Origin of the sequence: Pseudomonas sp. RC3H12 (assembly GCF_018596375.1) — a bacterium.
Classification (GTDB): Bacteria; Pseudomonadota; Gammaproteobacteria; order Pseudomonadales; family Pseudomonadaceae; genus Aquipseudomonas.
Genome location: NZ_CP075595.1, coordinates 5,701,814 through 5,727,109, shown reverse-complemented (window position 1 = coordinate 5,727,109; position 25,296 = coordinate 5,701,814). Strand labels below are relative to the sequence as shown.

27 protein-coding genes and 1 tRNA gene are annotated in these 25,296 nt (G+C 64.0%); 11 read left to right on the top strand and 17 right to left on the bottom strand.

All coding sequences use genetic code 11. The features are described 5' to 3' along the window. Nucleotides 1–75 precede the first annotated feature (75 nt). Entirely contained in the window at nt 76–339 is a 264-nt protein-coding gene (locus KHO27_RS25945; RefSeq protein ID WP_110702533.1) for a DUF3077 domain-containing protein, read from the top strand. A 97-nt stretch (nt 340–436) separates the two neighbouring features. Here the strand turns inward: KHO27_RS25945 and KHO27_RS25940 are convergent, their stop codons facing one another. Next, complete coding sequence (locus tag KHO27_RS25940; protein ID WP_214500982.1) at nt 437–1,651, bottom strand: MFS transporter; 1,215 nt, start codon at nt 1,649–1,651, stop codon at nt 437–439. Between the two features lie 201 nt (nt 1,652–1,852). Between KHO27_RS25940 and KHO27_RS25935 the strand changes: the two genes are divergently transcribed. Beyond that, nucleotides 1,853–2,776 (top strand): FecR family protein, encoded by a 924-nt coding sequence (locus KHO27_RS25935; RefSeq protein WP_214502021.1) that lies wholly within the window; start codon nt 1,853–1,855, stop codon nt 2,774–2,776. A gap of 96 nt (nt 2,777–2,872) precedes the next feature. Beyond that, a tRNA-Met gene (locus tag KHO27_RS25930) sits at nt 2,873–2,949 on the top strand. 103 nt (nt 2,950–3,052) lie between these two features. On the opposite strand, the gene KHO27_RS25925 is transcribed toward KHO27_RS25930, so the two are convergent. From KHO27_RS25925 to KHO27_RS25910, 4 genes are all read right to left on the bottom strand, one after another. Further along, a complete protein-coding gene (locus KHO27_RS25925) occupies nt 3,053–5,491 on the bottom strand; it encodes a TonB-dependent siderophore receptor (protein WP_110702527.1) in 2,439 nt (812 codons plus the stop codon). A gap of 58 nt (nt 5,492–5,549) precedes the next feature. Further along, nucleotides 5,550–6,509, bottom strand: a complete 960-nt coding sequence (locus tag KHO27_RS25920; RefSeq protein ID WP_214500981.1) for a FecR domain-containing protein — start codon at nt 6,507–6,509, stop codon at nt 5,550–5,552. Then, nucleotides 6,506–6,991, bottom strand: coding sequence for a sigma-70 family RNA polymerase sigma factor (locus tag KHO27_RS25915; protein ID WP_178081990.1), 486 nt, complete (start codon nt 6,989–6,991; stop codon nt 6,506–6,508). Before KHO27_RS25915 ends, KHO27_RS25920 begins: the two co-directional genes overlap by 4 nt. Before the next feature lie 234 nt (nt 6,992–7,225). After that, nucleotides 7,226–7,840: a LysE family translocator gene (locus KHO27_RS25910; RefSeq protein WP_110702521.1), complete on the bottom strand. Its 615-nt coding sequence runs from the start codon at nt 7,838–7,840 to the stop codon at nt 7,226–7,228. A 218-nt stretch (nt 7,841–8,058) separates the two neighbouring features. Between KHO27_RS25910 and KHO27_RS25905 the strand changes: the two genes are divergently transcribed. Continuing rightward, entirely contained in the window at nt 8,059–8,964 is a 906-nt protein-coding gene (locus KHO27_RS25905) for a LysR substrate-binding domain-containing protein (protein WP_214500980.1), read from the top strand. Here the strand turns inward: KHO27_RS25905 and KHO27_RS25900 are convergent. Then, complete coding sequence (locus KHO27_RS25900; protein ID WP_178081989.1) at nt 8,904–9,488, bottom strand: D-Ala-D-Ala carboxypeptidase family metallohydrolase; 585 nt, start codon at nt 9,486–9,488, stop codon at nt 8,904–8,906. The two genes, KHO27_RS25905 and KHO27_RS25900, sit on opposite strands and share 61 nt — an antisense overlap. Before the next feature lie 65 nt (nt 9,489–9,553). Between KHO27_RS25900 and KHO27_RS25895 the strand changes: the two genes are divergently transcribed. After that, nucleotides 9,554–10,717, top strand: coding sequence for a hypothetical protein (locus tag KHO27_RS25895; protein WP_214500979.1), 1,164 nt, complete (start codon nt 9,554–9,556; stop codon nt 10,715–10,717). 53 nt (nt 10,718–10,770) lie between these two features. On the opposite strand, the gene rimI is transcribed toward KHO27_RS25895, so the two are convergent. Beyond that, a complete protein-coding gene (rimI, locus tag KHO27_RS25890; protein ID WP_046857177.1) occupies nt 10,771–11,226 on the bottom strand; it encodes a ribosomal protein S18-alanine N-acetyltransferase in 456 nt (151 codons plus the stop codon). Further along, nucleotides 11,223–12,014 (bottom strand): energy transducer TonB, encoded by a 792-nt coding sequence (locus tag KHO27_RS25885; RefSeq protein WP_110703097.1) that lies wholly within the window; start codon nt 12,012–12,014, stop codon nt 11,223–11,225. Before KHO27_RS25885 ends, rimI begins: the two co-directional genes overlap by 4 nt. Nucleotides 12,015–12,238: 224 nt before the next feature. Between KHO27_RS25885 and mksB the strand changes: the two genes are divergently transcribed. From mksB to mksF, 3 genes are read left to right on the top strand one after another with little or no spacing between them, the layout of a single operon-like run. After that, complete coding sequence (gene mksB / locus KHO27_RS25880) at nt 12,239–13,525, top strand: Mks condensin complex protein MksB (protein ID WP_094010318.1); 1,287 nt, start codon at nt 12,239–12,241, stop codon at nt 13,523–13,525. Next, a complete protein-coding gene (gene mksE / locus KHO27_RS25875; RefSeq protein ID WP_110702515.1) occupies nt 13,515–14,222 on the top strand; it encodes an Mks condensin complex protein MksE in 708 nt (235 codons plus the stop codon). Before mksB ends, mksE begins: the two co-directional genes overlap by 11 nt. Beyond that, the gene (mksF, locus tag KHO27_RS25870) at nt 14,219–17,050 is read left to right on the top strand and encodes an Mks condensin complex protein MksF (RefSeq protein WP_214500978.1); all 2,832 of its coding nucleotides are present in this window, start codon (nt 14,219–14,221) and stop codon (nt 17,048–17,050) included. The genes mksE and mksF overlap by 4 nt, the downstream gene beginning before the upstream one ends. A gap of 86 nt (nt 17,051–17,136) precedes the next feature. Here mksF and KHO27_RS25865 read toward each other — a convergent pair whose 3' ends face one another. The 5 genes from KHO27_RS25865 to rplU form a co-directional block, all read right to left on the bottom strand. Then, nucleotides 17,137–17,601, bottom strand: coding sequence for a CreA family protein (locus KHO27_RS25865; protein WP_110702513.1), 465 nt, complete (start codon nt 17,599–17,601; stop codon nt 17,137–17,139). A gap of 5 nt (nt 17,602–17,606) precedes the next feature. Continuing rightward, a complete protein-coding gene (gene proB / locus KHO27_RS25860) occupies nt 17,607–18,725 on the bottom strand; it encodes a glutamate 5-kinase (protein WP_110702511.1) in 1,119 nt (372 codons plus the stop codon). An 87-nt stretch (nt 18,726–18,812) separates the two neighbouring features. Then, nucleotides 18,813–20,036: an Obg family GTPase CgtA gene (gene cgtA, locus KHO27_RS25855; protein ID WP_110702509.1), complete on the bottom strand. Its 1,224-nt coding sequence runs from the start codon at nt 20,034–20,036 to the stop codon at nt 18,813–18,815. Nucleotides 20,037–20,224: 188 nt separating this feature from the next. Then, the gene (rpmA, locus tag KHO27_RS25850) at nt 20,225–20,482 is read right to left on the bottom strand and encodes a 50S ribosomal protein L27 (RefSeq protein ID WP_003247464.1); all 258 of its coding nucleotides are present in this window, start codon (nt 20,480–20,482) and stop codon (nt 20,225–20,227) included. 37 nt (nt 20,483–20,519) lie between these two features. Continuing rightward, nucleotides 20,520–20,834, bottom strand: coding sequence for a 50S ribosomal protein L21 (gene rplU / locus KHO27_RS25845; protein WP_003247466.1), 315 nt, complete (start codon nt 20,832–20,834; stop codon nt 20,520–20,522). 244 nt (nt 20,835–21,078) lie between these two features. Here rplU and KHO27_RS25840 point away from each other — a divergent pair, with 244 nt between their 5' ends. From KHO27_RS25840 to KHO27_RS25830, 3 genes are all read left to right on the top strand, one after another. Then, complete coding sequence (locus tag KHO27_RS25840) at nt 21,079–22,047, top strand: polyprenyl synthetase family protein (protein ID WP_102683861.1); 969 nt, start codon at nt 21,079–21,081, stop codon at nt 22,045–22,047. Between the two features lie 153 nt (nt 22,048–22,200). Then, entirely contained in the window at nt 22,201–22,542 is a 342-nt protein-coding gene (locus KHO27_RS25835; RefSeq protein WP_046857186.1) for a zinc ribbon domain-containing protein YjdM, read from the top strand. A gap of 151 nt (nt 22,543–22,693) precedes the next feature. Continuing rightward, the gene (locus KHO27_RS25830) at nt 22,694–22,939 is read left to right on the top strand and encodes a PA4570 family protein (RefSeq protein ID WP_038707330.1); all 246 of its coding nucleotides are present in this window, start codon (nt 22,694–22,696) and stop codon (nt 22,937–22,939) included. Between the two features lie 127 nt (nt 22,940–23,066). On the opposite strand, the gene bamJ is transcribed toward KHO27_RS25830, so the two are convergent. From bamJ to KHO27_RS25810, 4 genes are all read right to left on the bottom strand, one after another. Next, a complete protein-coding gene (bamJ, locus tag KHO27_RS25825) occupies nt 23,067–23,684 on the bottom strand; it encodes a BamJ family beta-barrel-assembly machinery protein (protein ID WP_110702505.1) in 618 nt (205 codons plus the stop codon). An 85-nt stretch (nt 23,685–23,769) separates the two neighbouring features. Then, on the bottom strand, nt 23,770–24,075 hold the full coding sequence (locus tag KHO27_RS25820; RefSeq protein WP_046857188.1) for a DUF6482 family protein: 306 nt from the start codon (nt 24,073–24,075) through the stop codon (nt 23,770–23,772). A gap of 127 nt (nt 24,076–24,202) precedes the next feature. Then, entirely contained in the window at nt 24,203–24,691 is a 489-nt protein-coding gene (locus KHO27_RS25815) for a TIGR00645 family protein (protein WP_023631146.1), read from the bottom strand. 179 nt (nt 24,692–24,870) lie between these two features. Continuing rightward, complete coding sequence (locus KHO27_RS25810; RefSeq protein WP_023631147.1) at nt 24,871–25,209, bottom strand: PA4575 family protein; 339 nt, start codon at nt 25,207–25,209, stop codon at nt 24,871–24,873. Nucleotides 25,210–25,296 lie beyond the last annotated feature (87 nt).

The following is a 25,296-nucleotide window of genomic DNA, read 5'->3' as shown; positions in this document are numbered from 1 at the left end:
GAAGTCCTGGCGTGGGAGCGGGCTTGCCCCGCGATGGCGCCCGCACAGGCACCGACCATTTCAGGGAGAACAACCATGACCACAGACGACATCCACACCACCGTCGGCAAGACCAAGTTCTACCAGGGCGAAGGCATGACCGACCCGCTGTTCTGCATCGAACCCGGCATCCCTTGCCAGCACGCCCGCGATCAGGCCTCGGAGTTGATGGGCTGCGTGCGCGACTTGACCATCACCGGGATCATGGAGGAAAAGCCCCAGCTGCTCTGGGCGTCGTATTACCTGAGCGCGCTGGCCAAGGCGCTGATGGATGATGCCGAGCTAGGCATGAAGCGCTGATACCTCAAAAGCATCGCGCAGGCAAGACACCTGAGCGCAAACGTCTGGGCGCCGGCTTGTCGCGGCGGCGAAAGGGGCGCACAGCGCCCCTACCCTCTCAGCGCTTGCCGGTGGAAGGCAAGAACACCGCCAGCAACCCGAACAATGGCAGGAACGAGCAAACCCCGTACACATACTCGATCCCACGCAGGTCGGCCACATACCCCAGCAGCGCCGCGCCGATCCCGCCAAACCCGAACATCAGCCCGAAGAAGATCCCGGCGATCATCCCCACATTGCCCGGCACCAGCTCCTGGGCATACACCACGATGGCCGAGAACGCCGAAGCCAGGACGAAGCCGATCACCACGCTGAGCACGGTGGTCCAGAACAGGTCGGCATAGGGCAGCGCCAGGGTGAACGGTGCCACACCCAGGATCGAGAACCAGATCACCGCCTTGCGCCCGATGCGGTCACCAATGGGCCCGCCAAAGAAGGTGCCCGCCGCCACCGCGCCGAGGAACAGGAACAGGTGCAGCTGCGAACTGGCCACCGTCAGCTGGAACTTCTCGATCAGGTAGAAGGTGAAGTAACTGGTGAAGCTGGCCATGTAGAAGTACTTGGAAAACACCAGCAGGCCCAGCACCACCAAGGCCATGATCACCCGCTGGCTCGAGATGCCGTGGGTGGCCTGCACCGCCTTGCGCGCCTTGGCCTGGTTCAGGTGCTCCTTGTACCAGCGGCGCAGCATCAGGGTCACGGCAAAGAAGAACAGCCCGGCCACGCCGAACCAGGCCACGTGGGTCTGCCCGAAGGGAATGACGATTGCCGCCGCCAACAATGGGCCAAGGGCGGAGCCTGCGTTGCCGCCGACCTGGAAGCTCGACTGGGCCAGGCCGAAGCGCCCGCCCGAGGCCAGCCGGGCAATGCGCGAGGTCTCCGGGTGGAAGGTCGAGGAGCCGATGCCCACCAGCGCCGAGGCCAGCAGGATCATCGGGAAGCTGCCAACGAAGGCCAGCATCACGATCCCCACCAGGGTGCACAGGGTGCCCAACGGCAACAGGTTCGGCGTGGGCCGCTTGTCGGTGAAGAAGCCCACCCACGGCTGCAATAACGAGGCAGTGATCTGGAAGGTCAGGGTGATCAGGCCGATCTGGGCGAAGCTCAGGTTGTAGTTGGCCTTGAGCATCGGGTAGATCGCCGGCAGCACGGCCTGGATCAGGTCGTTGATCAGGTGCGCCAGGGCGCAGAAACCAATGATGCTCATCACCAGCGGCGTGGCCGGGTTTGCCGGGCTACTCGCGCTGGAAGTCGGTGTGCTGCTGATGGCCATGGGCTGGATGTCCGTCTGCGGGTTGGGATCCGATTATCGTGAAACAAATAGATACGAAGCTACCTTTTTATTTGCGCGAGCCTTCCATCCGACACGTACTTGTAAATAATTCTCAATATATTTAGCATCCTTTCTCCTCTTCCCTGTGAACGCTGGGCGAAACCGCCCGCCCTCTGCGAGCAGACCGATCCCATGAGCCCGATGCCCGCCTTGCAGCCCACACCCGACCCCGAGCAGGAAGCCCTGGACTGGTTCTCGCGCCTGCGCCAACCCGGCTGTGACGAGGCCCTGCGCCAGGCGTTCGCCAACTGGTGCCAGGACCCGCTCAACGCCAGGGCGTATGCCCAGCTCGAAGCTTACTGGCAGCAGTTGCAGGTGCCGGCAGCCCGGCCACGACCACGGGTCGCCAAGGTGCGCCGCAGCCGTGCCGGGCTGTGCCTGGCGCTGCTGTTCCTGATGCTGGTGGCGGCACTCGCCTGGCTTTACTGGCCGCTGATGCAGCGCCTGGGCAGCGAATTGCACACCGACAGCGGCGAACGCCGCAGCGTGCGCCTGGCCGACGGCTCGACCCTGCACCTGGACAGCGCCAGCGCGATAAATGTCGACCTGCGTGGCCGCACGCGCCAGTTGCATCTGGTGCAGGGCCAGGTCTACCTGGAGGTGATGCTCGATGGCCGGGCCATGGAGGTGCAGGTCGATGACACCCGGATCCAGGTGTTCGGCACTCGCCTGCAGATCGCCCGCCATGCCGAGTACGACGAACTGGTGGTGCTCAGCGGCAAGGCCGCGGTCCTGCAGGGTGGCGACCAGCGCCTGGTGAATGCCGGTGAACGGGTGACGTTCAGCGAAAGCCGTATCAATCCGGTCGAAAAGATCGATGCCAAATTGGCCGATGCCTGGCGCAACGGCCAATTGAAGGCCAGGAACCTGCCGTTGAGCGAAGTGCTGGAGCGCCTGGCCGATTACCGTGGCCAGCGTGTCTGGATGATGAACGAGCAAGCAGCCTATCAGCGGGTCAGCGGTGACTTCGACCTCGACCACCCGGCGCAGAGCCTCGAGCGCCTGGCCGCCGATCAGCAATTGCGCCTGCACAGCCTGCTCGGCCACTGGCTGATCGTGCGCTGAGGCGCCCTTCCCGGCTAAGCGTTTGAAAGGTTGGAAAATTTTTTTGAAAACGTTGTTGACAGGATCGCGATTCGAGCTAATAATGCGCGCCAAGTTGGCTACATAGCTCAGTTGGTTAGAGCATAGCATTCATAATGCTGGGGTCCGGGGTTCAAGTCCCTGTGTAGCCACCACCTTTTAAAAGGGCTTATCGAAAGATAAGCCCTTTTTCTTTGCCCGCGAAAAAACCAGCCACCCGCGCCACCTGCCTGAACATCCAGGCAGGTGGCGCAGACCTTACCAGTTGTAGGTCAGGTCCGTGGTCATGGTGCGCCCTTCGCCGTAATAGCAGTCCAGCTCGGTGGTGCAGCTGCTGATGTACTTACGGTCTTCCAGGTTGTGCATGTTCAGTTTCAGCTTCAGGCCACGAACCTGCAGCGGCGACTCGCCAAAGTCGTAGGACAGCATGCCGTCGAATACCGTGTAGGACGGCGTCACGAAGTGCTCCTCGGCGATGTCCGTGCCGTCACTGCCCCGCACGTAGCGAGCGCCGATACCTGCGCCCACCCCGCGCCATGGTGTGTCGCCACGCACCTGATAGTCCACCCACAGCGAAGCGGTCAGGGGAGACGTCCCAGCCATGTGCCGGCCTTCGCGGCCATCGTTGTCCTTGGTGAACTTGACCTGGTTGCGCGCCACCGAGGCGATCACGTTCAGGTCGCTGGCCACGTTGAGCTTGCCTTCCAGCTCCACGCCCCGCGAGCGCAGAGCCCCGGACTGGTTACTGTAGGTCGGGTTGCCGGGGTTGCTGGTCAAAGCGTTCTGCTGGTCGATCTGGTATACCGACAGCTGGACAAAGCTCTCCTGCCCCACGGGCTGGTACTTGATCCCCGTTTCATACTGCTTGCCGGTCGAAGGCTCGAACGGCTTGCCCTCGGCGTCGGTACCGCTCAGCGGCTGGAACGACTCGGCGTAGCTCACATAAGGCGTGACACCGTTGTCGAACTTGTAGCCCAGCCCCGCGCGGCCGCTGAACTGCTCATCGCGGCTGCCACTGCGGGTACCCGCCAGCGGCTGGCGGTTGTCGGTCTTGGCCCAATCGTAGCGCCCACCCACGGTGAGGAACCAACGCCCCCAGTCGAGCTGATCCTGCACGTACAGGCCGGTCTGGTCGACGGTGTTGTCCCAGCGGTTCGGATTGACGTAGTTCGGCCGCTGGCCATAGACCGGGTCATACAGGTCAATGGCCGGCGCGTTGTAGTCGTAGCGGCCGAGAAACTTGGAGTTGGAGTGATAGCGGTCTACACCGATCAGCACGGTGTGCTGGACATCCCCGGTGGCAAAGCGCGCCTGGGCGATGTTATCGATGCCCAGCACCTTGTTGTTCTGCGCCCAGTCCACGCCAAAGCGGGTCATGTAGCGCTGGTCGTCGGCCCCGGTCCTGGGGTTGGTGACGAAACGATAGCCGTGCAACGGGGCGACGTAGCGGTCGTCTACCGCGGCGTAACGGGTGTTCTGGCGCAGCGTCCAGATATCGTTTAGCACGTAGCTCACTTCATAACCGAGGCTGTACTGATCACGGTCGTAACTGTTCAGGCCGGGCTCACCGATGAAGGTGCTGCGCTTGATACGTCCGTTCGGGGTGTTGAAGACCGTGCCGGCGGCCGGCAGCCCCTGGGCTTCAGGCACGTCGTTGTCTTTCTGGAAGTGGCCGTACAGGGTCAGGGTCAACTGCTCGTTGGGCATCCAGGTCAGGCTGGGGGCGAGCATGTAACGCTTCTGCTCGACGTAGTCGATCTCACCGTTCTTGTCGGTGACGGTACCGGTCAGGCGATACAGCCACTGCCCCTGTGGATCCAGTGGCCCACCGAAGTCGAAAGCACCGTAGCGCCGATCTTGGCTGCCACCGCCAAACACGATCTCGTGCACGGGTGTGGCAGTAGGGCGCTTGGACACCATGTTGATGATGCCACCCGGTTGGTTCTGCCCGTAAAGCACCGAGGCCGGCCCCTTGAGCACCTCGATGCGCTCCAGGGTGTAGGGATCGATCTGCATCGCGCCGCCGGTGCTGCCATTGCCATACGGCAGGTGCAGGCCATCGAGGTACAAGGGGGCCGGCAGGAAGCCACGCGAGGTGACCTCGTCAAACAGGCCGACCCGATCCGGAAAGCCACCACCGGTAATGCCTGGGGTGTAGCGCAAGGCCTCGGTCACGCTCTGCGCCCCCTGGGCGGTGATCTGCTGCGCGGTGACGATGTTGACGGTCTGCGGCACCTCCAGCACGGACGTGTCGGACTTGGTGGCCGTGCCGGTACGCTTGGCCACGTATCCCTCAACCGGTCCCCAGGCACTTTCCGCGCCGCGCCCGTCGACCTGGGTCGGCGCCAGCTCCAGCGAATTGCCACTCGACGAGGGCTGCAGGCTCCACGCACCACCCGGGGTGATGCTCAGGACCAGACCGCTGCCGAGCAGTGCTTGCTCAGCAGCCTCACGGCTGCTCATCTGCCCGCGGATGGCAGGCGCCAGATGGCCCCGCACCAAGGCCGGATCCGCCGACAGTACCTGCCCCCCCTCGCGGGCGATGCGCGCGAGCGTGTCACCCAGCGGCCCTGGGGCGATGTCGTAGCTGTACAGGCTGTTGACCGATTCGGCGGCTTGGAGTGAAGCGATCAGGCCACTGCTACCCAGCGCAATGGCCAGGGCCAGAACACTGGGACGAAAGACAAGGTTGGACATGGGTGTCGCTCGAAGTGAGTGGATGTTGCAGACAGGACACGCCAGACTCGCAATCCCCTCACGCGTTTTTCATTTCGATACGTGTCAACCAGAAACCAGTGTTGGAAACCTCGATCGGCAGCGTCTGCGCAAGCGCCAGCAAGGTGCGCTCCACATCGGCCAGCGGGAAGCTGCCGTAGACACGCAAACGCGCCGCCTGCGGGCTGATGCGCAGCAATCCGGCCCGGTAAGGTCGCAAGGCCTCCAACACCTCGCCCAACGGTTCGTCACGCACCTCGAGATAACCTTGTGCCCAGGTGCTGCGCGACCACAACGATGCCGCCTGGGCATCGATCCGCTGACGGTCGAAACGCACCACTTGGCCGGCCTGCAGCAATCGGTTGTCGCCCTGCCCGGCGGTGAGCAGCACGGAGCCCTGCTGCACGCTGAGCACGGTCGCTTCCTGTTGCTGGCGCAACAACAAGGTCGCGTCATTGCACTGCAACTGGCCGTCGCGGCAGCGCACGGTCATTGGCCTGCCCGCCTGCGCAACTGCGTGGAGCAGCAAGGCACCGGCCTCCAGGTACAGCTCGCGCTGCGTGCCGGCCAACCTCACATCGACCGCACTGCGGGCATCCAGCGTGACCCGGCTACCGTCATCCAGCGTGAAGCTTCGCCGCTCACCGGTCCCCGTGCGCAAGTCGGCGAACAGTTGATCCAGCGGCGCCAGACGGTTGAGCCAAGCACCACCACCCAGCGTGAGCAGCAGCCCGGCCAGCCCTCCTCCGACGAGCCGGCGCCGCGAAACCTGCGCACCACTGCGCAGGGCCCGTGCGGCCATTGGCAACTGACCGCTGCAACGCAGATCGGCCACCGGCGCCGCCAGCACCCCATTGACGCGCTGCCAGGCCACCTGATGCACCGGCAGCTGCGCCAGCCAATGGCGGAAGCTGGCGTGGGCCGCATCCTCCGGCGGCAGACGCTCCAGCAGCAGCAGCCAGTCCACCGCGTCGCGGGTAGCCTGCTCGAGATCCGTCATGACGTCAGCCCCAGGCAGTGCAGGAAAGCCCGGCGCAAGTCACGCTCTACCGTGGCCAGCGAAATTCCCAACTGTTCGGCGATGACCGGCTGGCTCAGACCTTCCAGCCGATGCAGAATGAAAGCCTGACGCGCACGCACTGGCAGACCATCGAGCAAGCGATCGATCTCGGCCAAGGCCTCGCGCACCAGGGCCAACTCCTCGGGAGAGGGATGGCAGTGCTCAGGCAGGCTGGCCAGCTCATCCAGATAGGCCTGCTCGAGGGCCCGGCGTCGATACAGATTGCTCAGCAGACGCCGCGCGATCGTGGCCAGAAACGCCTTGGGCTGGCCGATGCTGTTCAACTGCGGCGCATGCAACGCACGCAGGAAGGTATCCTGGGCCAGGTCAGCCGCATCGTGAGGGCAATGCAGCCGCCTGTACAGCCAGGCGCAGAGCCAGCGGTGATTGGCGCGATAGAGGTCAGTTGCGGGGTCGGACACAAGGCAAGCCAGACGCAAATAGGAATATCTATCATTAGCATGGAGCCATACCAGGACACAATCCCTTGCACGCGCGGCCTAGGGTTTGCACGAGAATCGCCGAGGGCGATCAGGCAAGGCGAAAACAGGCGAGGAACGCTCAGAGTCGCGCTCGACTTTGCTAGCTGAAAATGAGCATTCCGAGCCTGTTTTCAACGCAGCATGATCGTCGCGTAGGCACTTTTCATACAAAGCCTAACGAACACCTGCGACCGCAACGGCAAACCCCAGCCCGATCAACGCTACGCCAATGATCCGATCAACCACCACCTGCCGCTCGATCATCGCCCGACGCAGTAGGTGATTGGAGAAGAACACCGCCACCAGGCTGAACCACACCCAATGGGCAAACGACATGAACGCGCCATAGGCGAAGTCCATCGCCAGCGGGCTGCCGGGCTGTACCACCTGGGTGTAGGCACTGACCACGAAGAGCATGGTCTTGGGGTTCAGTGCGTTGGTCAAAAAGCCCGTGCGCAACGCGCTCGCCACGCTGACCTTGCTGTGCGCGAGGCCGTCGAGGCTGATGCGCGTGGTATTGGTCAGCGACTTATAGCCCAGGTACACCAGGTAGCCCGCCCCCACCATCTTCATGGCCAGGAACAGGGTCGGGCTCTGGCTGATGATCACGGCGATGCCGAGCACGGTGTACAGCACATGCACTTGCACGCCCAGGGCAATGCCCGCCGCAGCGGCGAGACCGGCCTTGCGGCCTTGCGCGTAACTGCTGCGGGTAACCATGGCGAAGTCGGCACCAGGACTGATGACGGCCAGGATGGTGAACAGGGCTACGGCGATGAGTTCGTTCACAAACAGGGATCCTCGATGAAAATTCACGGAAGATGGGATTATCCTGTTACCTGGAACGAGTAAAAATCGATTTATAGTCTGGCTGATCTGCTAGTTTTACTCACCTATCTGCATTGAATCGACTGGCCTATCGCGGGGCAAGCCCGCTCCCACGCGTGCTTCACGCTGCACTCGTGGGAGTGGTCTTGCCCCGCGATAAAGCCAGAACAGGCCAGCCCATGAAACAGCCTCCCCTTACCACCTTTCGCTACTTCGACATCGCCGCCCGCACTGAAAGCTTCGTGCGCGCCGCCGAACACCTGCATGTCACCCACGGCGCCGTCAGCCGCCAAGTGCGCCTGCTCGAGGAAAGCCTCGGCGTGGCACTGTTCGAACGGCGCAACCGGGCAATCTTTCTCACCCCCGCCGGGCGCGAGCTGCACAGCACCACCCAGTCGATCTTCGAGCAATTGGAGGGTGCCGTGCAGCGCCTGCAACAGCAGGCTGAAGACAACGTGCTGGTGGTCTCCTGCGAGCCGACCATCGCCATGCGCTGGCTGATCCCGCGCCTGCCGCGCTTTCACGCCGCACACCCCGACCTGCAACTGCACCTGGTGGCGGCCGGCGGGCCGGTGGACTTCGCCCGTGGCGGCATCAACCTGGCACTGCGCCGGGACGACTTCCACTGGGATCGTCAACTGCACAGCCTGAAAATCTGCGATGAGTGGATCGGGCCGGTAGCAAGGCCAGACCTCAACGGCCAACGCCTGCTCCATAGCAGTACTCGCCCCGATGCCTGGGCGACGTGGCTGCGCCTGAGCGGCCAGCACCTCCCGCACAGGACACGCAGCGACTTCGAGCACTTCTACCTGTCGCTGCAGGCCGCCAGCGCCGGCATGGGGATGGCCATCGCCTCGGCACTGATGGTGTGCGATGAGCTGAGCAACGGCCAGATGGAGGCCCCTTTCGGCTTTTTGCGCGACGGCTCCAGCTATCACCTGCTCAGCCCGCTACCACTGGACGACGGCAGCAAGCGCCAGCGCTTCGCCCAGTGGGTCGGTCAAGAATGCCGTATCTGCCTCGCTCACCTGGGCTTGCTGCAGAACGACGAACCGGCCCCGCCATCGCCGCCCCAGGTGCGATAGCCGGCCGTGTCGATATGGATGCGCCCCGAGGGGTAGCGGCCAAGCCCCATGTTCCAGGCCTGGCCGTGCTGCTGCCAGAAACGACACAGCGGGTTCGGGTCGGCCCAGGACGGCAGCAGCAGGTCGACGGCGAAGGCGCGCATGTGCGCGCTGCTCGGCGCGCCGCCGGCACAGGCATTGAGCCGGGGATCGCGGTAGGCCGACACCACTTCGAACTGACGCAGGACACCCTGCTGGTCCAGGGTCTGGATCAAGGCCAGCGTCGAGCGCACCGCCGGCCAATGGCTCGCCGGCGGCACCGCGAAGGGTGAAGCCTTGCACAGCCGCCAGTCCGAGGCCGAGCGCAGCAACTGATGGATCGGCACCACGCCATACAGCCGGGCGTCCACCAGCATTTCACGGAACCGGCGGTTCTCGTGGTCCCCGGCCCACTGGGCGAACATCCACACATCGCGTTCATCGGCCTGGACCGTACCCAGCCCGACCAGCACGCTAGCCAATAGCCATATCCTGGCGCTTTTCATTCCCCCACCTCTTCATCCACCATGGGCGGTCCGCCGTCCTGGCGGCCACTGACAAGGAGTTAAGCATGCACAAGATTGCTGTATCGGGCCTGGCCGCCCTCGCCTTCAGCGGCCTGGCCATGGCCGACGCGCAGATCGACCTGGGCGATGTCCAGCGGGTCACCCGGCTGTTCGCCTACCCCAACAACTGCAACGTGATCTGCTACCGAGACTGGACACTCGAACAGACCGTCGAGCACTACCTCACCCAGAGCGTGCAGCGCGACGGCTATGCCAATGCCAAGGTCACGGTGAACCGCGACAACGACAAGCTGCACGCCAGCATCACCGACGTGCCGGCGAACTACGCCGAACCCTTGCGCAAGCTGCTCGACAGCGGCGAGCTGGCCTACCAGGGCGCCACCCGCCTCAACCAGAAAGGCGGCTGGGACTATAGCTGGTACCTGTTCCTGCCCCTGGGCATGGCCTTGGAGAATCGCCGCAGCATCGAGTTGCTGCACTTCCCGCCGGACTATTCGCTGACCCGCTACCAGGACTACCTCAAGTCCAACACCACCGACCGCTGGGCGGAGCTTCTGACCTTCAATGGTGTCGAGGCTACCCAGACCCCGGCCTACCAGACCATCGTCGATATCGCCCCGATCGCCGCGCCGGCCAGCGCCGGCAAGGACCTGGAAGGGGTCTACAGCTACTTCAGCGACTACCAGGTGCGCATGGTCAAGGAAGTGGCCCTGACCCACGACGGCAAAGGCGCCTTGCCGATGGTCGCGTTCGGCGCGCCGGTACGGGCCTGGATCCAGCAGCAGTATGGGCCGAAGGTCAACGTGCTCGGCCTGGTGAGCATCAGCCCCGAGACCAACAGCGCCAAGGTGCCCGTGCTCGGCGCCAACCACCCGAGCGCGATCTGGTACGCCGCCGACCCGGAAAGCTACGACGGCGACCAGGACAAGGCCGACGCGGCCGGTTTGAAGATGATGGGCCAGGACCTCTCCGCAGCCTGCTGGCAGGCCGGCATGGGGCGCAACCCCCAGGCCGATGCCAAGCTCACCCTGGATGCCTGCACCAGCAAGTGGCAGGTCACCCAGAAGAAGCAGACCTGCGAACTGTTCTACCGCACCATTCGCGAGATGACTCCGGAGCAGGCGGCGGCCAAGTGCAATACCGGGGCGGTGACGCGCAGCTTGCGAGATCTGCGTAAACCAATCGAAGTGCAGCACCCAGAGATCTGAGTCACTTGCACAAGGGGCCGCGTAGCGGCCCCACTACAAGACAGCTCGCGAAATCAATCTTCGAGCAGCGTACAGGCCATCACCAGCGCATCTTCCCGCCCACCCGCCATCGGATAGTAGTCACGGCGCCGACCGACTTCATTGAAGCCATAGCGCTCGTACAAGCGATACGCCGACTGGTTGCTGGCGCGCACTTCCAGGAAACACTCACGACCATTGAGCTGGTAGGCCCGCGCCATCAGGTGTTCGAGCAGGCGCAGGCCCAGGCCACAGCCCTGGTTTTCCGGCTTGACGGTAATGTTGAGCAGGTGCGCCTCATCGATGATCACGTTGATCACGCCGTGGCCGACCTGCTGCTGGCCGTCGAACATCAGCCACACTTCGTAGGACTTCAGTGCATCTTGAAAGATGCCGCGGGTCCAGGGATGGCTGAAGGCGGCATATTCGATCTTCAGCAGGGTATCCAGATCCGCCTCGGTCGCCGGGCGGAAACTGATCGAGTCACTCATTCAACACATTTCCAGCGCGCCATCAGCTGGCGCATGGCTTTCCAGACGTCCGCCTTGCGTTGCGGCTCGTCCATCAACAGTTCAAGGCCGGGCAAGGCCCAGGCATCGCCGAGCAGGTCGACCTTGAGTTCTCGGTAATAGGCTTCGTCGTCGGCCTGGCCGGCGAAGCGAATGGCCGGCAGGCCGATCAGCCACAGGCAGGCGCACGGCGCCTCTTCCAGGCGCGCGGCGATAAAGCCCTGGACAAAGTCCCGGGCGGCGTCCGGGCCCTGGTCCATGTTGCCGCGCATCAGCAACGGCCAGCGTACTGGCTCGCCAATGATCTGCGGGGCGTCCGGCAGGCCGGCGGCGCGTAGCATGTCCTTGAGCAGCAGGTAGGACGGGTCGCGACTCTGCAACGGCTGGCCGGTGGCCAGCTCCACCAGCAACAGGCAGTCGCCGGCACGCAGCAACTGCAGGGCGAAGCGTGGCGGTGGCACAGGCGCCGGACGCGGCGCGGGGGGCTCTGCCTCGGCCTCGATCGGCTTGGCGGCGGGTTTCGGCGCGCTGCCCGGGCGCGGGATCTCGATCTTCGGCCGCTCGGCACGCGCCTGCGGGACTGCCGGGGTGACGCTCGGCGCAGCTGCAGGAGCGGCCGGTCTCACCTCGAAGTCAACCTCATCGACCGGCGCCACCGGTAACAGCAGCTCTGGCCGCGACGGCGCGGCGAACGGCAGTTCGGCGCGCGGCAGCCAGTGCACCACTTGCATGGCGGACAGGTAGGCGCGGCGGCGGGACTCGATCAGCAAGGCGCGGGTATCCGGTGGATAGTCGAAACAGTCGGGCATTCTAACGCTGTTGACCTGGATGCGCCGCAACAGATTGTCGGTCATCGTGCTCCCACGCCCCTTGGTGGGCCGGTGAATCCCCCCTTGAGCATCAGGGTTATCCCCATAACAGACCAAGGGGTGAAATCCTCCCCCCCGGATGCAGTACAATCGCCGCTTTTATTTGGCAACGAGTCGACCCGCCAATGATCGAACCCAAGCGCGTCCTGCGCGCCCTAGCCGAACACTGGGCCTTGATCGAGCCGCTGTGCGAGCGCTTCGACCAGGGCACCCTGAGCCTGGTCGAGCTGCGCCAGCAACTGGCCCGCCAGCAGGTGGAAAGCACCCCGCAGGACATCACCCAGCTGCTTGACGTGTGGATCCGCCTGGACATCCTGGTCCCGGTGGCCAAAAGCCCCAACCGTTTCGAGCTCAACGCGCAGATCCACGACTTCCTCGCCTACCTGCGCCGCGAGCACCGGCTGGGCCTGTGCCTGGAGATCGAGGCCTACCTGCGCCACCTGGAGCGTCTGGCCGGGCATATCCAGGACGCCTTCGACAACCGCGACAGCGACGACCTGGCACGCCAGCTGCGCCTGCTCGACATGCGCGTGCGCGATGTACTGAAGAAGCTCGACAACGACGAGCAGGCGCTGGTGGCCGTGGCCGAGCGAGCCAAGACCAGCAACCGCCAGATCCCCCTGCGCCAGCGCTACGCCGAAGTACTGGCGACCTGGGACGAATACGTCGAGCCGATGATCCAGTTGGTCAACGCCGATGGCGCCTTCGAGCAGGGCGTGCGCAAGGTCGAGACCGTGCTGCTGCGGCTGCTGGGCGAGCAGGCGCGCCTGGGGCATCTGGTCGACGACGACATGCTGCTGCGCACCCACGCGCGCATCCTCGAGATGCAGACCAGCGCCCAGCTGACCCTGCGCCACGCCCGCGAACTGCTGCTGCCGCTGCGTGAAGAGGCGCGCCGGCACAACGCGGTTACCCGAGGCGCCGCGCTGGCCCTGTCGGTGATCCGCAAGAAGGGCATCGACGCCGTGCCCCAGGCCGCCATGCCGCTGTTCACCCGCCCGCAGAGCACCTTCCTCGGCAGCGCCAGCCAGGTCGAGGCCTACGTCTACGCCCTGGCCCGCTTCGAGCCCAAGCCCGCGCGCTTCCCCAAGGCGCACAAGACGCAAAAGGGCCCGCTGCCCCGCGCCCCGCGCACGGTCAAGGAAATGCTCGAGCGCTGCGAAGACGCCCTGCCGCTGCCGGACCTGATGGTCTGGCTGCTGGAGCAGGAGCCTGAAGGCGCCACCGACGAACTGCTGTACTGGTTCTCGCGCCTGTCGCGCGAAAAGCGCTTCAGCCGCGAACGCCTCGATCGCCAGCAATACCTCACCCGCGAACACCTGGTCAGCCTGCGCTCCTTCGCCCTGACCTCCAGCCGCGACAAGCCGGCGACCACGACAGAATCCACCGCGAGCCCCACCCATGCATCTTGATCTTTCCGAACTGTCCCAGCTCGCGCCGATCTTCCGCGAGCTGTTCAAGGGCTTCCACGTCAGCCGCCGCGACCCGGAGCTGTACGCCCAGCTGTCGAACTTCCAGGACCAGTACCGCACCCTGTTCAAGGCCCTGGGCTTCGAGCTGGTGTGCGATACCCGCGGTTTCTACTACTTCGTCCCCGAGCAGGCCGCCGCGCAGGTCAACAAGACCGCCCAGCGCCTGTCGCTGTTCACCTTCATCCTGGTCGAGCACCTCGCCGACCAGGGGCGCGACCCGATGGCCGTGCTCGACGGTGGCAGCATCGGCCGTGACGAACTGCCGTCACTGCTGGACAAGTACCGCGACCTGTTCCTGCAGGCCGAAGTGCAGACCGTCGACGAGCTCGAAGAAAAGATCATGCGCCGCATGAGCCAGCTCGGCTTTGCCCATGAGGAAGGCGGCATCTACCGCTTCCTGCCGCCGATGCACCGCTTTCTCGACGTCTGCCTGTCGGTCCAGCAGGACCGCGACCTGGCCGCGACCCTGCACAGCGACCTGCCGCTGCCGGTACCCGTGCTGGTGGTGGAGGAGACGCCCGAAGAACTCAACCGCACCGACGACCCGCTCGACCTCTCCCCGTTCGACGGCGAGGAAAGCGAAGAGGATGCCCTGGCCCGGGCGATCCGCGAAGAGCAACAGGAGATTGACGCATGAGCCAGGAACGCTACGGCATCCGCCGCTTCGCACTGCTCAACACCGCCGGCTACAGCCTCGGCCTGTTCCCCCTGGAACACCCGCTGTCGGTCTATGGCGCAAACAACCTGGGTAAATCGGCGTCGATCAACGCGCTGCAGTTCCCGATCCTGGCGCGCATGTCCGACATGAGCTTTGGCAAGTACAGCCTGGAGCAGTCGCGGCGCTTCTACTTCGCCAGCGACACCAGCTACATCCTGACCGAACTGAACCTGCCCCACGGCCCCCACGTGATCGGCGTGGTCGGCCGCGGACCGGGCGGCGGCTTCGGCCACCAGTTCTTCGCCTATCAAGGCGAGCTGGACCTGGCCCACTACCAGAAAGACGACACCTGCCTGCGCCAAAAGGAGCTGTTCACCAACCTCGAACGCCATGGCCTCAAGGCCTACGAGCTCAAGCCAGACGAACTGCGCCGGCTGCTGGTCGGCGGCCACACCTCGGTGCCGCTGGACCTGACCCTGATCCCGCTGCGCTCGACCAGCGAACAGAGCCTGAAGACCTTCCGCGCGCTGTTCATCAACCTGCTGCACATGCGCGAAATCACTGCCGCCAAGCTCAAGCAGCTGTTCCTCGACGCCTTCGAACACAGCCTGCGTTCAGGTAGCGTCGACTACATCGCCGCCTGTGAAGAGGCGTTCCGCGACGTGCGCCGCATGGAGGGCGACTACAACGCCCTGGTGGCTGCCGGCCCGCTGGTCGAGGCCCTGGCCGGCGGCGTGGCCCAGCGCGACATCCTGCGCGGCAAGCTGCACCGCATCTCGCCGCTGCTCGACAACCTGCTGGGCACCTGGCAGGAATACGCCATGGCGCGCAAGGAAGAGCTGGTAATCCAATCCGAGCACTACCGTGGCGAGCAGGACCGCCTGCAGAACGACCAGCGCGGCGGCACCCAGGAGCTGATGCGCCTGGAGCGCGAGATCACCGGTATCCAGCGCTGGCTGGGCGAGCTGTCGGTGCTCAAGCACCGCTTCGCCCTGGTCACCGATGTCAAGGCACTGGAGCAGCAGTTGCTGGCCGCCAAGGACGCCCACGACGAACTGGCCGGCGCCCTGGCCCAGTCGCGGCAGTTCTCCGCCGAAGACCTCGACGAGCGCGTGCGCGACCTTGAGAAGCGTGTGAAGGCGGTCAAGCAGCAGCTCGACCACGCCGACAACAACAGCTACGCCCGCCTGCGCGAAGAGTTCTCGCAGCAGGACGTGGACCGCCTGATGCGCCTGTTCAACGGCGCGCTGTTCAGCCTGCCGATGGGTGACCGCGGCATCGAGCTGGACGACAGCGACGTCTGGGTGAAAACCCTGGAAGGCGTGCTCAACCGCTTCAAGGGCGAGCGCTTCGAAGTGCCTGGCCTGTCCATCGACATCTCGCACATCGACCCGCCCGCGTTGCAGGCCCTGGCCGACCGCGCCGCCCTGCGCGACCAGAAGGAACGCCTGGAGAAAGAGCTCAAGCAGCTCAAGACCCAGCAGGCCGTGGCCCTCGACCGCGCCGCCAGCAAGGCGCAGACCGAGGCGCTGTACCAGCAGGTGCTGGACGCGCAGAAGGCCCTGGAGGACTTCCGCCGCACCGAGACCCTGGCCGCCGAAGAGCCGGAAAAAATGGAGCAGTTGGGCCAGCTGGAAGCGGCCCAGGACGAGCTCAAGCGCTCCAGCGACGCCTTCACCGAGCGCGTCCAGCAGCTGTCGGCCAAGCTGCAACTGGTGGGCCGGCAGATCGCCGACCTCGAAGCCAAGCAGCGCACCCTGGAAGACGCCCTGCGCCGTCGCCAGCTGCTGCCGGCCGACCTGCCGTTCGGCACGCCGTTCATGGAAGCCATCGACGACTCCATGGACAACCTGCTGCCGCTGCTCAACGACTACCAGGACAGCTGGCAGGCCCTGCAGCGTGTGGACAACCAGATCGAGGCGCTGTACGCCCAGGTGCGCCTGAAGGGCGTGGCCAAGTTCGACAGCGAAGACGACATGGAGCGCCGCCTGCAGTTGCTGATCAACGCCTACTCGCACCGCACCGAGGAAGCGCTGACCCTGGCCAAGGCCCGCCGCGCGGCAGTCACCGACATCGCCCGGACCCTGCGCAACATCCGCAGCGACTACGACAGCCTCGAGCACCAGCTGGCGCTGTTCAACCGCGAGATCAACAAGCGCCAGGTATCGAACCTGGAGAGCTTCCGCGTGGTCCTGGCACCGAACAAGGAAGCGCTCAAGCACATCGACCAGATCATCCACAGCGCCGGCCAGTACGAGGAGGGCGAGACCCTGTCGGTATTCGACCTGACCCAGAGCGCCGAGCAGGACCACAAGAACGAAGAGGCCAAGGAGTATCTGGCGCGGCTGGTGGCGGCCAACCACAACCAGCTGGGCCTGAAGGACCTGTTCGAACTGGCCTTCGAGATCACCAAGATCAACAGCCAGCCGGTGATTCATGCCGACATCGATGGCGCCGCGTCCAACGGCACCACCATGACCATCAAGGCGCTGACCAACATGTATTTGTTGCTGCACCTGATGGACCGCGACCTGGCCGGGCGCATTCGCCTGCCGTACTACCTCGACGAGGCAGCGGACATCGACGAACGCAACCAGGCGGCGTTGCTGGAAACCAGCCAGCAGCTGGGCTTCGTGCCGATCCTGGCGAGCGTGAAGCCGCAGGTGTCGGCGCGGGTGGCAATCGATCTGGAAGGTGGCAGCGGGCCGAATGGCATCTACATCGACGAGGCGGACTGGAAGTACATCAGCCGTCGCGATGAGGTGAAGGCGATCGTGCGCGAGGATGAGGCCGAGGAGTTGGCCTGATTCAAACCGAAAAGCATCGCGGGGCAAGCCCGCTCCCACAGAGCCTTGTGGGAGCGGGCTTGCCCCGCGATCATTTCAACCGGCTGTTACTGTTGAGCCCAAGGCACGATCGGAATCGCCGTCACCGCATTCTGCGGGCTGCCTTCGATCACGCGGTCGCTGTACACCAGGTACACCAACGTATTGCGCTTCTTGTCGAGAAAACGCACCACCTGCATGGTCTTGAACACCAGCGAAGTGCGTTCCTTGAACACCTCCTCGCCATCCTTGAGCTCACCCTTGAACTGGATCGGCCCAACCTGACGGCAGGCAATCGACGCTTCGGCACGGTCTTCAGCCAGTCCCAACCCACCTTTCAGGCCGCCGGTCTTGGCCCGCGACAGGTAGCAAGTCACGCCATCGACCTTCGGGTCGTCGAACGCCTCGACCACGATGCGGTCATTCGGCCCGACGAACTTGAACACGGTGGACACCTGGCCGATTTCCTCGGCCCCGGCCAGCAGCGGCAGCGCCAGCGCGGCGGCAGCAATCAATCCTTTAAGCACTTGCATCTCCTTCAGACCAACACCAGGTTGTCGCGGTGCACCAGCTCAGGCTCGGCGCTGTAGCCCAGCAGGCTCTCGATGGCATCGGACGGCTGGCCGATGATCTTCTGCGCCTCCAGGGCACTGTAGTTGGCCAGGCCACGGGCCACTTCCAGGCCGTCGGGACCGACGCAGACCACCATCTCGCCACGGCGGAAACTGCCCTGCACGGTCTTCACGCCAACCGGCAGCAGGCTCTTGTTCGATTCGCGCAGCGCCTTCACGGCACCGTTGTCGAGCACCAGGGTGCCACGGGTCTGCAGGTGGCCGGCCAGCCACTGCTTGCGTGCGGCGAGCATGCCACGCTCAGGCGACAGCAGGGTGCCCAGGCGTTCGCCGGCCTTCAGGCGGTCCAGCACGCGCTCGATACGACCACCGATGATGATGGTGTGCGCACCGGAACGGGCGGCCAGGCGCGCGGCGCGCAGCTTGGTCTGCATGCCGCCACGGCCCAGGGCGCCGCCAGTGCCGCCGGCCACGGCGTCCAGCGACGGGTCGTCGGCGCGGGCTTCGTAGATCAGCTGGGCTTCGGGGTTGTTGCGCGGATCGGCGTCGAACATGCCGTCACGGTCAGTGAGGATCACCAGCAGGTCGGCTTCCACCAGGTTGGCCACCAGCGCCGCCAGGGTGTCGTTGTCACCAAAGCGGATCTCATCGGTGACCACGGTGTCGTTCTCGTTGATCACCGGCACCACGCCCAGGTCGACCAGGGTACGCAGGGTGCTGCGGGCGTTGAGGTAACGCTTGCGGTCGGAGAGGTCGTCGTGGGTCAGCAGGATCTGCGCGGTGTGTTTGCCGTGCTCGCCGAAGCTCGACTCCCAGGCCTGCACCAGGCGCATCTGGCCGAGCGAGGCGGCGGCCTGCAGCTCGTTCATCGCGCTCGGTCGCGTGGTCCAGCCCAGCTGGCTCATGCCCGCCGCCACGGCCCCGGAGGAGACCAGCACCAGTTCCACGCCCGCTTCACGCAGGGCCACCATCTGCTCGACCCAAACCGCCATGGCGCCCCGGTCGAGGCCCTTGCCGTCGGCGGTCAGCAGCGCGCTGCCGATCTTCACGACCCAGCGCTTGGCGCCAGTCACCTTGCTTCGCATCTTCTCTTCCAACCTATGTCGAATCTGTAGATACCTTGGATACAAAAACGCCGCTCCAGAGAGCGGCGTTTAGTGTACTGCAACCGATCAGTCGCGCACGTAAATGATTTCCGGGCCGTCTTCGTCGTCCTCGAAATCATCCCAGTCGTCATCGTCGCCGATGTCGTGCACGCTCTTGACGCCGGTGCGACGCAGGGTGCGGGCGTCGTCCAGGGCCTGCAGCTGGGCACGGGCTTCGTCTTCGATGCGCTGGTCGAGCTCGGCCAGCTCTGCGGCGTAGACCGGGTCGTTGGCCAGGCGGTCGGCGCGGTCTTCGAGGTAGCGCATCAGATCATGGCTGAGCTTCTCGGTGCCCTGCTTGGCGATAGCCGAGATCACGTACACCGGGCCATCCCAGTTCAGGCGCTCGACCACTTCCTTGACGCGCTCGTCACGCTCGTCGTCCATGATCATGTCGGCCTTGTTCAGCACCAGCCAGCGCTCACGGTCGACCAGCGCCGGGCTGAACTGCGCCAGCTCGTTGATGATCACTTCGGCGGCGTCGGCCGGGCTGCTGCCATCCAGCGGCGCCAGGTCGACCAGGTGCAGCAGCACGCGGGTACGGGCCAAGTGCTTGAGGAAGCGAATACCCAGACCAGCACCTTCGGAGGCGCCCTCGATCAGGCCAGGAATGTCGGCGATGACAAAGCTCTTCCAGCGGTCGACGCTGACCACGCCCAGGTTCGGCACCAGGGTGGTGAACGGGTAGTCGGCGACCTTCGGCTTGGCGGCCGAGACCGAGCGGATGAAGGTGCTCTTGCCGGCGTTCGGCAGGCCCAGCAGACCGACGTCGGCCAGGACTTTCATTTCCATCTTCAGGTCGCGCTGGTCGCCCGGCTTGCCTGGAGTGGTCTGGCGCGGCGCACGGTTGGTGCTCGACTTGAAACGGGTGTTGCCCAGGCCGTGCCAGCCGCCTTGGGCGACCATCAGCTTCTGGCCCGGGGTGACCAGGTCACCGATCACTTCCTGGGTGGAGGCGTCGATCACGGTGGTGCCGACCGGCACGCGCAGGAACAGGTCCTCGCCTTTCTTGCCGGTGCAATCGGTGCTGCCGCCGTTCTGGCCGCGCTGGGCCTCGTGGTGGCGGGTATAGCGGTAGTCGACGAGGGTGTTGAGGTTCTCGTCGGCCACCATGTACACCGAGCCGCCGTCACCGCCGTCGCCGCCGTTGGGGCCACCGTTCTCGATGAATTTCTCGCGGCGGAAGCTCATGCAACCGTTGCCGCCGTCACCGGCTTTTACCCGGATCGATACTTCGTCTACAAACTTCATTCAAAACCGCCTCTCGTCGGACGACGAGTCGAAAACCAGAAAACCATGAGGCTCTTGCAAAGATGAGCGCGGCGGCCCCGTACGAACCAGAAACCAACGCCGGCAGCCCATTCAAACAGCTTTGCAAGAGGCTCACCACAAACGAAAAAGCCCCGTCGCATGACGGGGCTTCTGGAGCGACGTCGCGATTAAGCGGCGACGATGCTCACGTAACGGCGCATGAACTCGCCTTTCTTCTCGAACTTGATCACGCCTTCGATCTTGGCGAACAGGGTGTGATCCTTGCCCATGCCAACGCCGTAGCCAGCGTGGAATTCGGTGCCGCGCTGACGGACGATGATGTTGCCAGGCTTGATGACCTGACCGCCATACATCTTCACGCCAAGGCGTTTCGATTCTGAGTCGCGACCGTTACGAGTACTACCACCAGCCTTCTTGTGAGCCATGGTTCAATTCTCCAATAAATTCAGGGGATCGGGGCGATTAAGCCTGGATACCGGTGATTTTGATTTCAGTGAACCACTGGCGGTGGCCCATGCGCTTCATGTGGTGCTTACGACGACGGAACTTGATGATGCGAACCTTGTCGTGGCGGCCTTGCGAAACGACTTCGGCCACTACTTTAGCACCAGCAACAACTGGAGCGCCGATGGTGACTTCTTCACCGTTGGCGACCAGCAGAACGCGATCGAAGGTCACGGATTCGCCAGTGGCGACTTCCAGTTTCTCGATCTTGAGGAATTCACCTTCAGCGACTTTGTACTGCTTGCCGCCGGTAACGATTACTGCGTAAGACATGGTATTTCTCCGATAATCCTGCTCACCCAGCGCTTTATATGATGAGTATTGGCTGGCATGGCTGCACAGGGCTGGAACGGCCCAGTGCAATTGCGTAAGGCAGGTGCTGCCCAGGAAGTTAGGGTGCGCGATTGTACGCAACCCCATAAATGCTTGCAAGTACCGGCCCGGGGCCACGGCCACCGCGCCTTGACACACCGGTACCTGCGACCTAGCATGCCGCGCAACCTCAATGGAGCAGCCGATGCAACCCCAAACCTTCTACCGCGCGGTAGCTGATGACTTCAGCGCCGTCGACGAGATCATCAAGAAGCAGCTGACCTCGCGCGTGCCGCTGGTATCGAAGATCGGCGACTATATCACGTCCGCCGGCGGCAAACGCCTGCGCCCCCTGCTGGTGCTGCTGTGCGGCAAGGCCCTGGGCCGCGAGGGCGACGACCTGCGCCTGCTGGCGGCGACCATCGAGTTCCTGCACACCGCCACCCTGCTGCACGACGACGTGGTCGACATGTCCGGCATGCGCCGTGGCCGCTCCACCGCCAATGCCCTGTGGGGCAACGCGCCGAGCGTGCTGGTGGGCGACTTCCTCTATTCGCGCTCGTTCGAGATGATGGTCGAGCTGGGCTCGATGCCGGTCATGCAGATCCTCTCCAAGGCCACCCGGGTGATCGCCGAAGGTGAAGTGCTGCAGCTGTCGCGCGTGCGTGATGCCAGCACCACCGAGGAAATCTACATGGACGTCATCCGCGGCAAGACCGCGATGCTGTTCGAAGCCTCGACCCACAGCGCCGCAGCCCTGGCCGGCGCCACGGACGCGCAGCGCGAAGCCCTGCGCACCTTCGGCGACCACCTGGGGGTGGCCTTCCAGCTGGTCGACGACCTGCTCGACTACAAGGGCGACTCCGAGACCCTGGGCAAGAACGTCGGTGACGACCTGGCCGAAGGCAAGCCGACCCTGCCGCTGATCTACACCATGCGCGAAGGCACCGCGGAGCAGGCCGCGCTGGTGCGCCAGGCGATCCAGAAGGGTGGCCTGGAGGACCTGGAGCAGATCCGCATCGCCGTCGAGGCGTCCGGCGCCCTGGACTACACCGCGCAGATGGCCCGCGACTACGTCGCCCGCGCCATTGCCTGCCTGGAAGTGCTGCCGGCCAGCGAGTACCGGGATGCACTGGTAGAGCTGAGCGAGTTTGCAGTAGCGCGTACGCACTGATACATCGCATCACCCCTATCGCGGGGCAAGCCCGCTCCCACGCCAGCACATCATGGTGTGGGAGCGGGCTTGCCCCGCGATGCTTTTGTGCAGGAAATCACTAAACCCTATACAATGTGCGCCTTTACCCGCCTGTACTTGAAAGGAAAAGCCGTGAGCACTCTGCCACCCTGCCCCCAATGCAACTCCGAATACACCTATGAGGATGGCACCCAACTGATCTGCCCCGAATGCGCCCACGAGTGGTCGGCCAACGGCGAAGCCGAAGCCGCCAGCGACGACGTGGTGAAAAAGGATTCGGTCGGCAACGTCCTGCAGGACGGCGACACCGTTACCGTGATCAAGGATCTCAAGGTCAAGGGTTCGTCCCTGGTGGTCAAGGTCGGCACCAAGGTCAAGAACATCCGTCTGTGCGACGGCGACCACGACATCGATTGCAAGATCGACGGTATCGGCGCGATGAAACTCAAGTCCGAGTTCGTGCGCAAGGTCTGATCGCCTGCCCTACGGGGCTGCCCAACGGGCGGCCCTGACAGATCCTGCAACAGGATCGCCGGGACCATTCGGAAGAATTCTTCCAATAGTCTCTTGCTATTTTGATAATAAGAATTATTCTCATTGGAACCGCTATCCAAGGAGAGTAGCCATGACCTATCTGATCGACGCCTGGCTCGACCGCCCCCACCCTTACCTGCGTATCCTGCATCGCGAGACTGGCGAGGTCTGCGCCGTGCTCGAGGAAGACGCGCTCGATGAACTGCGCGACCAGGGCGACCTGGACCTCATGGGGCTGAATTCGAGTGAGCCAGGAGTGCTCAAGGAGCTGGTGAGGAACCTGTTCCTGTTTTGCTATGCGCGGGCATTGCGCCCGGGGGGAACGGATTGGAACTGAATTTAGCAGGCCTGCCCCCATCGCCGGCAAGCCGGCTCCCACACTGATCGCAACGACCTAAGGTCTTGTGCTGTTCCTGTGGGAGCAGGCTTGCCCGCGAATGGGCCGCAGAGCGGCCCCGAAGGTATTACAGAACGTCGAGCAGCTCGACGTCGAACACCAGGGTGCTGTGCGGCGGGATGCTGCCGACGCCCTGGGCGCCGTAGGCCAGCTCGCTCGGCACGTACAGGCGCCATTTGCTGCCGGCATTCATCAGTTGCAGGGCCTCGGTCCAGCCGGCAATCACACCGCCAACCGGGAATTCGGCAGGCTGGCCACGATCGTAGGAGCTGTCGAACACGGTGCCGTCGATCAGGGTGCCGTGGTAGTGAGTACGCACGTTGTCTTCGCGGGACGGCTTGGCGCCGTCGCCTGCGGTCAGCACTTCGTACTGCAGGCCCGAGGCCAGGGTCACGATGCCTTCACGCTTGGCATTGTCAGCCAGGAATTCCTTGCCGGCGGCAGCGGCGGCTTCGGCCTTGGCAGCAGCTTCGGCCTGCATCACTTCACGGATGACCTTGAAGGCCGCCGACAGGTCTTCTTCGCTGACGCGGCTGTCGGCGCCGTTGAAGGCGTCGGTCAGGCCGGCGACGATGGCGTCCAGGTTGACGCCCGGTGGCGGGTTGTCGCGCAGCTGGCCACCCAGCTGACGGCCGATGCCGTAGCTGACGCGGGATTCGTCGGTGGACAGGATGAGTTCGGACATTGGCGTGCTCCGCTTGAGGGCGCACTGCATCCGCGCCCTGATGAAAAGGGCGAGCAGCCTAGCACACTGGCGCCGCGCGAAGCAGCTACCAGGCCGAACGCTGGGAAATCGGGACTTTGAGGTCTTCTTCCGGGTGCGTGCCCATGCCGCACATCTCGTCCTGCACGGACCAGTGCACCAGGTTCAGCGACAGCAGGGGGATCGATTGCAGAAGCAGGCGCGCATCCTCGACCGAATGCACGCGCAAGCGTTGACCACGCGGGTCGTCGAGTGGGTGGGCGCGGCCCTTGACCCGGGCCTCGAGCAGGTAATCACCGCCTTCGATGGCGATCAGGTTGAGTTCGTCGACATGGCCAGCCCTGGCCTCGGTATTGAGCTGATGCAGGTTCATGGGCGCACCTCGCTGCGGGAACCACGCATGAGTGCTCATTTTTTGTACAGACCTGCTGAAAGTACAAGCCACCATCCGTCAGGAGCTGAAAAGCATCGCGGGACCAGCCCGCGATGAGAGCAGACGATCAGTGCTTGGTGATGCGATCCAGGTAACCCATGACGAATGCCGAAATGACGAAGGTCATGTGAATGATCACGTACCACATCAGGTAGTCGGTGGAGATGTTCTGCGCATCCATGAACACCCGCAGCAGGTGGATCGAGGAAATGGCGACAATCGACGCGGCGACCTTCATCTTCAACGACGAGGAATCCATCTTGCCCAGCCAGTTGAGCTTTTCCTTGCTCTCGTCAATGTCCAGCTGCGAGACGAAGTTCTCGTAGCCGGAGATCATCACCATTACCAGCAGGCCGCCAACCAGCGACATGTCGATCAGTGACAGGATCACCAGGATCAGGTCGGCTTCGGCGAGGGTGAAGACGTTGGGCAGGACATGGATGATTTCCTGGAAGAACTTCAGGGCCAGTGCCAGCAGGCCCAGCGAGAGGCCGAAGTAGATCGGGGCGAGCAGCCAGCGCGAGGCATACATCGCGTTTTCAAGGATACGTTCCATGGACAATAAGGGACTCTGAAGTGACTGGAAAAGCGAGCGCGAGTATATCCAGCCACCTGTGACAGCAAAAGCCTGCGGTCAGTTGCCGCAGGCCCGATACATCCTCGATACCCTATCGTCAGCAAGCCGGCTCCCACAGGTCAGGTGTGTGGGAGCTTGCTGGCGATGCGATCATTGGGTCAGGTTTCGGGATGGAACTGATAATCCCCAAGGTTCCGGCAACGTTCACCATTGATCCGGCGCAACTGCGCCTGCAGGTGCAGGCACCAGATCTGCGGATCTTCAGCGACCTGATAGCCATGGAGGGTGAGGCTGTCGACGATGGCGTTCATCACCGATTCGGCCACCATCGGCCCATGGAATGGGCCCTGGGCCTTGATCGCCGAGGGTTGTTCACCGGCCATGCCGGCGGCGAACAGCAAGGTCCACATGCCATTGTCCCCGGCCAGTGGGCGGATGCTGCATTCGATGCGGGTCACCAGGCCCAGGCACTGGCGGGTGAGGCTGAGGTTGCGCATGGCGGCGTCCCCTCTGTAAAGCCCTGTTCAGCCTGAAACCATCAGGCTGTTTCCATCCTGAACCCTGACAACGTCCTTAAGTTCCAC